Source organism: Geminicoccus flavidas (genome assembly GCF_009806515.1).
Classification (GTDB): domain Bacteria; phylum Pseudomonadota; class Alphaproteobacteria; order Geminicoccales; family Geminicoccaceae; genus Geminicoccus; species Geminicoccus flavidus.
Genome location: NZ_WUJP01000173.1, coordinates 1 through 6,704, shown reverse-complemented (window position 1 = coordinate 6,704; position 6,704 = coordinate 1). Strand labels below are relative to the sequence as shown.

At 66.8% G+C, this 6,704-nt stretch carries 8 protein-coding genes; 3 read left to right on the top strand and 5 right to left on the bottom strand.

Annotation, left to right across the window (positions count from 1 at the left end; translation table 11 throughout):
- The coding region (locus tag EQG76_RS04710; RefSeq protein ID WP_159711047.1) for a carbohydrate ABC transporter permease at window positions 1–998 on the bottom strand (998 nt) is incomplete at its 3' end.
- Window positions 999–1,002: 4 nt separating this feature from the next.
- Entirely contained in the window at window positions 1,003–2,331 is a 1,329-nt protein-coding gene (locus EQG76_RS04705) for an ABC transporter substrate-binding protein (RefSeq protein WP_159711045.1), read from the bottom strand.
- A 211-nt stretch (window positions 2,332–2,542) separates the two neighbouring features.
- On the opposite strand from EQG76_RS04705, the gene EQG76_RS04700 reads away from it, so the two are divergent.
- Genes EQG76_RS04700 through EQG76_RS04690 form a run of 3 tightly spaced genes read left to right on the top strand, consistent with a single transcriptional unit; the run spans window position 2,543 to window position 5,492 of the window.
- On the top strand, window positions 2,543–3,694 hold the full coding sequence (locus tag EQG76_RS04700; RefSeq protein ID WP_159711043.1) for an amidohydrolase/deacetylase family metallohydrolase: 1,152 nt from the start codon (window positions 2,543–2,545) through the stop codon (window positions 3,692–3,694).
- A complete protein-coding gene (locus EQG76_RS04695; protein ID WP_200840558.1) occupies window positions 3,687–4,796 on the top strand; it encodes a DSD1 family PLP-dependent enzyme in 1,110 nt (369 codons plus the stop codon). The genes EQG76_RS04700 and EQG76_RS04695 overlap by 8 nt, the downstream gene beginning before the upstream one ends.
- An 18-nt stretch (window positions 4,797–4,814) precedes the next feature.
- Window positions 4,815–5,492, top strand: coding sequence for a helix-turn-helix domain-containing protein (locus tag EQG76_RS04690; protein WP_159711041.1), 678 nt, complete (start codon window positions 4,815–4,817; stop codon window positions 5,490–5,492).
- Window positions 5,493–5,511: 19 nt separating this feature from the next.
- Here EQG76_RS04690 and EQG76_RS04685 read toward each other — a convergent pair whose 3' ends face one another.
- From EQG76_RS04685 to EQG76_RS04675, 3 genes are all read right to left on the bottom strand, one after another.
- Window positions 5,512–5,784 (bottom strand): acyloxyacyl hydrolase, encoded by a 273-nt coding sequence (locus EQG76_RS04685; RefSeq protein WP_159711039.1) that lies wholly within the window; start codon window positions 5,782–5,784, stop codon window positions 5,512–5,514.
- Window positions 5,711–6,076, bottom strand: coding sequence for a hypothetical protein (locus EQG76_RS04680; RefSeq protein ID WP_159711037.1), 366 nt, complete (start codon window positions 6,074–6,076; stop codon window positions 5,711–5,713). The genes EQG76_RS04685 and EQG76_RS04680 overlap by 74 nt, the downstream gene beginning before the upstream one ends.
- Before the next feature lie 141 nt (window positions 6,077–6,217).
- The coding region (locus EQG76_RS04675) for a zinc-binding dehydrogenase (RefSeq protein WP_159711035.1) at window positions 6,218–6,704 on the bottom strand (487 nt) is incomplete at its 5' end.

Genomic DNA, 6,704 nt, shown 5'->3' with positions numbered 1-6,704 from the left:
GACAGCACCGTGCCCGTGAGATTGGCGGGGTCGGCCGGCTCCAGGTCCTTGGCCGTCAGCGCCTTGGCCCGGGCCGCGGTCGGGAAGAACAGCTTCAGGTAGAACCAGGCCAGCACCAAGCACAAGATGGTCAGGATGTAGAGGACGGCCGCACCTTCGCCCATGCGCATGAACTGGAAGGCCATGGCGTAGCCCATCCAGGAGAACACGGTGGTGGCACTGCCGGGCCCGCCCTTGGTCATCGTCCAGAACAGGTCGAAGGCCATGATCGAGTTGATAGTGGTCAGGATCATGATCAGCAGCAGCATGGGCTTCAGCCACGGCACCGTGATCTTGAAGAACCGGGTGATCGGCCCGGCCCCGTCAATGAGCGCTGCCCGGTGCAGATTGTCCGGCATCGACTGGAGGCCAGCCAGGATCAGCAGGGCGGTGAGCGGTGCCTGATTCCAGACATGGACCAGGATCACGATCGCGAACGCCACGGTGCCGTTGCCCAGCCACGGGATCGACTGGTCGATCAGGCCCAGGTCGAGCAGCAGCCCGTTCATCGGCCCGTAGGAGCCGTCGAAGATCCAGCCCCACAGCACGCCCACCGTGACGGGCGCCATCGCCCAGGGGATCAGCACGACCGAGCGCAAGAGGCCCCGGCCGGGAAAGCGCATGTTGAGGATCAGCGCCATCCCCATGCCTAGTGCCAGCCCCAGGGCGACGGTGACGCCCGCGAAGATCGCGGTGCGGACCAGCGCCCAGATGAAGTCGGGCTGGGGAATGATCGAGGTATAGTTGCCGAGCCCGACGAAGATCCACTTCTGGGTCAGCATGTTGATGCGGTGCAGGCTGAGCGCCAGCGAATAGATCAGCGGCAGCCCGATCACCAGGAAGACGACCAGCAGCGTCGGGAAGCTGAGGAGGAACGGCAGCCAGTCCCGCTTCTCCGCACGTCGCGGAGCAGCGGTCCCAGTGCCGATGGTCAGGTCGCGTACCGTCGTGCTGGCCACGCCGTCACTCCGGATACATCTGCTTCAGCTCGTCATACTTGGCCTGGAGCCGCTCGATGAGCTGGTCCTGGCTGGTCTGGCCGCGGAAATAATCCTGCGCCTCGCCCATCATGTACCAGTCCCATTCGGGGAACCACACCGACTTGGCGACGTCGCGGGTGGTGCCGGTCTCGTGCTGCTTGCGGGCGACCTCCAGGTCCTTCCACTTGGACATGGCGGCCTCGACGTCCGGGTCCTCCATGACCTCCTTGTGCGCGGAGCCCAGGCCGAAATCGAGCGCCCAGCGCTTGGCCACATGGTACTGGCCGTCCTTGGCCTTGCCGCCGAAGAACTGCATCAGGTTCCAGACCCGCTCCTCGTCGATCGGGTTGGCGCCCATCTGGTAGGCCGCGGTCCACAGGAAGGTGGAGCGGGTCTTGCCCGGCATGATCACGTTCCTGCAGGCCCCCGCGATCTGCGAGGTCTCCGGTGTGTTGAACACCTTCTGGTCGTATTCGTGCACGACCATATAGGTGTGGGTACCCGTGGCGAAGTTCGGCACCGATTCGGTCTGGTGCGTGAACACGTCCGGCGGGATCAGGCCTTCCTCGTAGGCCGTCCGGTTGAACTGCAGGATGTCCTTGAACGGCTGGTCGAACACCGGCTGGAAGTTCTCGTCGAAGACCTTCGCACCCTCGGAATACCACTGCGAGAACAGCGTCCAGGACATCATCGACCAGCCGCGCGCCCAGGCGGCGATGTAGGGGTATTCGGAAACCTTGTCCGTCTTCAGCTTGCGGCACTGCTCCAGCAACTCTTCCCAGGTCGCGGGCGGCTCGATCTTGGCCGCGTCCAGGTGCTTCTCGTTGCACACGAAGCTGTTGAAGCCGGTATAGTAGGGTAGGCCGCCCAGCTCGCCGTTCGGCAGCGACAGGTTCTTGACGTTGATGTCGTACATCTTGCTCTTGATCTCATCGAGACCAGGCAAGCCATCGAGGGTGCGGCTCCAGCCCGCCGCGTTCCAGCGCAGCAGCCGGTCCTCCTCGGAATACATCATGTCGATATGCTGGCCGCCCATCAGCTTGGTCTCGGCGACCGCATGGTATTCGCCAGGCACCAGCTCGTAGGTCACGTTCTCGTCGTAGAGCTTCTTGAACGTCTCGACGTTCTCGGCGACGATCTGCGGGTTGTACTGCCAGCCGATGAAGGTCATCGCCTCGGCCGGTGCCGCGTGCGCCCGGCCCATCAGCCCGGGCAGCGCCATGCCCGCCGCAGCGGCCAGGCCGCCCTTCAATATCGCGCGCCGGCGCGCCAGGAACGAGTCGAGTTCCGATCGACGGAAAAGGTCGCTCATCAGGCTCATCCCCCTCGGATGACGGTCTTTTTGCGTCCCGCTCGACCGTCGTGCGGCACGCCTGCGTCTCGGCTGCCCCTTTAGGAATTAGCTTCTATTGGGCATTTCCCTGGGCTCTTTCGGATCGTAAACATTCTTGAGTGTACTTGAAAACCAGTAAAATGATCGGTCTGCTTTGGGCCGGAACCGATGACGCCGCGAGGGGGGAAGCTTGTTCGATCTGGTCCTGAAAGGCGGCCGCCTGTTCGATCCCGGCCGCAACGTCGACACGGTCGCCGATATCGGCTTCCAGAACGGGCGCGTGGCCGCCATCGACGCGAACATCCCGGCCGATGCCGCCCGCGACGTCCAGGACGTGGCCGGCCTGATCGTCGCGCCGGGCCTGATCGACCTGCACACCCATGTCTACTGGGGCGGCACCTCGCTGGGCGTGGACGCGGACGAGTTGGCGCTCCGCGGTGGCACCACCACCTTCGTCGACGCCGGCAGTGCCGGGGCCGGCAACTTCAAGGGCTTCCGCCGCCATGTGATCGAGCGGTCGAAGAGCCGGATCCTCTGCTACCTCAACATCTCCTATGCTGGCATCTACGGCTTCTCCAAGAACGTGATGGTCGGCGAGTGCAGCGACATCCGCCTGCTCGACGCCCGCGAAGCGGTGGCCTGCGGCCGCGAGCACGGCGACCTGATCGTCGGCATGAAGGCCCGGATCGGCCGGATCGCCGGCGGCACCAGCGGCATCGCTCCCCTCGACATCATGCTGGAGGCCGCCGACCGGCTGCAGCTCCCCTGCATGACCCATCTGGACTACCCGCCGCCCGGCCGCTCCGAGGTGATCCCGCGGCTGCGCAAGGGCGACGTGCTGACCCATTGCTACAAGACCTTCCCCAACGACATCCGCGGGGGCGACGGCCATGTCCGCGCCGAGATCAAGCAGGCGCGCGAGCGCGGCGTCTGGTTCGACATCGGCCACGGCATGGGCTCGCTCGATTTCGAGGTAGCGCAAGCGATGATCGCGGACGGCTTCCTGCCCGACACGATCTCGTCGGACGTGCACTCGCTCTGCATCGACGGCCCCGCCTTCGACCTCCTGCGCACTTTGTCCAAGTTCCTCTGCCTGGGCATGACGCTGGAGCAGGTGGTCACCGCCGCGACGGCCACGCCCGCCCGCGCCATCGACCGCTCCGATCTGGGCAGCCTCGCCATTGGTGCGGTCGGTGATGCCACGGTGCTGACCGAGTGGCAGGGCAGCTTCGATTACATGGACTCGCTGGGCCGCAGCATGACCGGCGACCGCCGCCTGTTCTGCCGGGGCCTGGTGCGCGGCGGCGAGTGGACGGAAAACGAGGAGCAGGATCTTGGCTGAGACGGAACGGGCCGTGGATACGCCAGCACTGGTGATCGAGAAGCGCGCCTTCGACGCGAACCTCGCCACGATGGCCAGGATCGCGAAGGAGCGTGGCATCCGGCTCCGCCCGCACGCCAAGAGCCACAAATGCGTCACCATCGCCAAGGCGCAGATGGCGGCCGGTGCGGTCGGCCAGTCCTGTGCCAAGCTCGGCGAGGTCGAGGTCATGGCGAAGGCCGGCATCCGCGGCCTGCTCCTGACCACGCCTTTGCGTGGGCCGGAGAAGATCCGCCGCCTCCTGGACGTGCTGCGGATCGCCCCCGACACCACCATCGTGGTCGAGGACGTCGCGGCCGTCCGCGCGCTGGCTGAGGCGGTGGGTGCCGCGGGCCTCGCTTTGGACCTGCTGATCGACGTCGATGTCGGCACCCACCGCACCGGCCTGACCTCGCCCGAGGCCGCCCTGGAGGTCGCCCGTGCCATCGCCGCCTCGCCCGGCCTGACCCTGAAGGGCGTCCAGGGCTATGCCGGCCATGTCCAGTCGATCCGCGACTATGCCGAGCGCCGCGCCCATTCGCACGCGGCGCTGGCGATCCTGGGCCAGGTGCGCGACGCCCTGGTGGCCGCCGGCCATCCCTGCCCGGTCGTGACCGGCGGCGGCACCGGCACCCACGATTTCGACCACGAGACCGGGGTGCTGAACGAGCTGCAGGTCGGCTCCTACCTGTTCTCCGACGCGATCTATGACCAGGTCGCCATGACCCCCGACGGCGTCCGCCGCTGGCAGAACTCCCTGTTCGTGTACACAACCGTGCTGAGTGCGCAGCACCCGGGCTTCGCCACCACGGATGCCGGCATCAAGAGCTTCTCCACCGATCACAATGCCGCCCCGGTGATCGCCTGGGGCGCCCCGGAAGGCTCGACCTACGCCGTCTTCGGCGACGAGTTCGGCAAGGCGGTCCTGCCCGACCCGTCGGTCCGCCTGGAGCCAGGCACGCTGGTTGCCTGCATCGTCCCGCACTGCGACCCGAACGTGAACCTGTTCGACCGCTACCATGTCGTGGAGAACGGCCGCCTGGTCGACGTCTGGCCGATCGAGGCCCGCGGCAAGGTCGCCTGAGCGAGGGAGGCGGCGGCGATGTCGACCCGCAAGGCCCGTCTCGGCAACGCGCTGCGCGCGATCCGCCGCCGCCTCGACCTGAGCCTGACCGAAGTCGCCGCCCGCACGGGCTTGGCGATCTCGACCTTGTCCAAGGTGGAGAACAGCCAGCTCTCGCTCACCTACGACAAGCTCCTCCAACTCGCCGAAGGCCTGCAGGTCGACATCAGCGCCTTCTTCGAGCCGGACCCCACCGCCCAGGACCGCCTGCACCCGACGGTCACCGCGCGCCGCAGCATCGCGCGCAAGGCCGACGGCCTGCTGGTCCAGACCCCCAACTACGACTACCGCTATGTCTGCACCGACCTGACCCACAAGGCGATGGTGCCGATCATCACCACCATCCGCGCCCGCTCCATCGTCGAGTTCCCCACGCTGAGCCGCCATGCCGGCGAGGAATTTCTCTACGTCCTGCGCGGCCGCATCATCGTCCACACCGAGTTCTACGAGCCCGCCGAACTGGCCACCGGCGAATCCATGTATCTCGACAGCACGATGGGTCACGCCTTCCTCACCGTGCCCGGCCCGAAGAGCGCCCAGATCCTGAACGTCTGCCACAGCCCGAATGCGAGCCATTTCCGTAGCCTGCTCGATCTGGCGCGGGCGCAGGAAAGCCCCGCGCAGGGGCAGGACGAGGCATGGCCGGAGCGTCGATGACCCGGTCCGGAAGGGTGGGTCAGAAGCCGTAGCCGAGCCGGATGCCGAGATTGGTGAGGCCGTCGTTCTTCGTGCACAGCCCGGCGTTGGACATGTGCTCGGCGGACAGCATGACCGAGACGGCCGGCGCCACGCGGTAGCCGAGCGACAGGGTCTCGTGGAAGTTCACCCGGCAGCCATAGGCGTTCTCCCCGGACGACGAGTCCCGCAGGGAGCCGTCATGGATGGCCCCGCCGATGCTTAGATCGGAAGATCCGATCGGTGAGGCCGATGGTCCAGCCGAGGTCGGCATAGGCGAGGCTGGTGCCGCCGTTGGTGCTCACCGTACCGCCCAGGCGCGGGCGAGGCGCGAAGGCCCAGGCAAGGAAGCCCGGGCTCTTGAACAGGATTTCGCCGTTGAGGCCGACCTCGTCCCGCTCATGGGTCGGGCCAGTCAGATCATGCGCATAAACGCCTGCGCGGACTTCATGGAACTTGGCGAGAGCTGGATAAGATTCGGCCAAAGCCGGCAGGCCCAGGCCGGACGACACCATGCAGGAGGCAGCTGCGCTGACGACAGGGCGTTGCCAGAAGGATGAGATCATCACGCTCTGTCTCCGCTGCACTCTGGGCATGCTGCCCGTCGGCCACTTCCTCCGATGCGTCCTTCAACCCGGGCTGGGCGCTCTGGCGGCCGCTATTCCACACCAGTTGCTTGGTCGGGCCCAGGCTACGGCGTCCTTGCCTCAGCGGCTCACGCTGATCGCGATCTTGCCCCGCACCCGGCCGGTCATGCTGAGCGCCAGCGCATCGGCCGCCGCCTCCAGGGGAAAGGTCTGCGCCACCTGAACCGTCAGCTTCCCGTTATCCGCCAGGTCGGCCAGTTTCTGCAGGTCCCGGCCGTTCGGCCTGACCCAGATGAGGCGGCCGCCCTTCTCCTCGGCCGTCGGATCCACGATCGAGGCATGGCGCCCGCCTTCGCGCAGGACGGCCTCCGTGACGTCGAGCACGCCGCCCACGAAGTCCGCCACGATGTCGACGCCATTCGGCGCCATCTGGCGGACTCGCTGCGCCAGACCCTCGCCATACGTCACGGGCTCGACGCCGAGCGAGCGGAGGAATTCGTGGTTCTTCTCGGAGGCCGTGCCGATCACCCTGGCGCCATGGGCCCTGGCGATCTGCGATCCCAGGATGCCCACGCCGCCTGCGGCCGCATGGATCAGGACGACGTCG

Coding starts and splice junctions, on each gene's coding strand:
- EQG76_RS04705 (WP_159711045.1), bottom strand. CDS start 2,331: ATGAGCGACCTTTTCCGTCGATCGGAACTCGACTCGTTCCTGGCGCGC.
- EQG76_RS04690 (WP_159711041.1), top strand. CDS start 4,815: ATGTCGACCCGCAAGGCCCGTCTCGGCAACGCGCTGCGCGCGATCCGC.
- EQG76_RS04685 (WP_159711039.1), bottom strand. CDS start 5,784: ATGCCGACCTCGGCTGGACCATCGGCCTCACCGATCGGATCTTCCGAT.
- EQG76_RS04680 (WP_159711037.1), bottom strand. CDS start 6,076: ATGATCTCATCCTTCTGGCAACGCCCTGTCGTCAGCGCAGCTGCCTCC.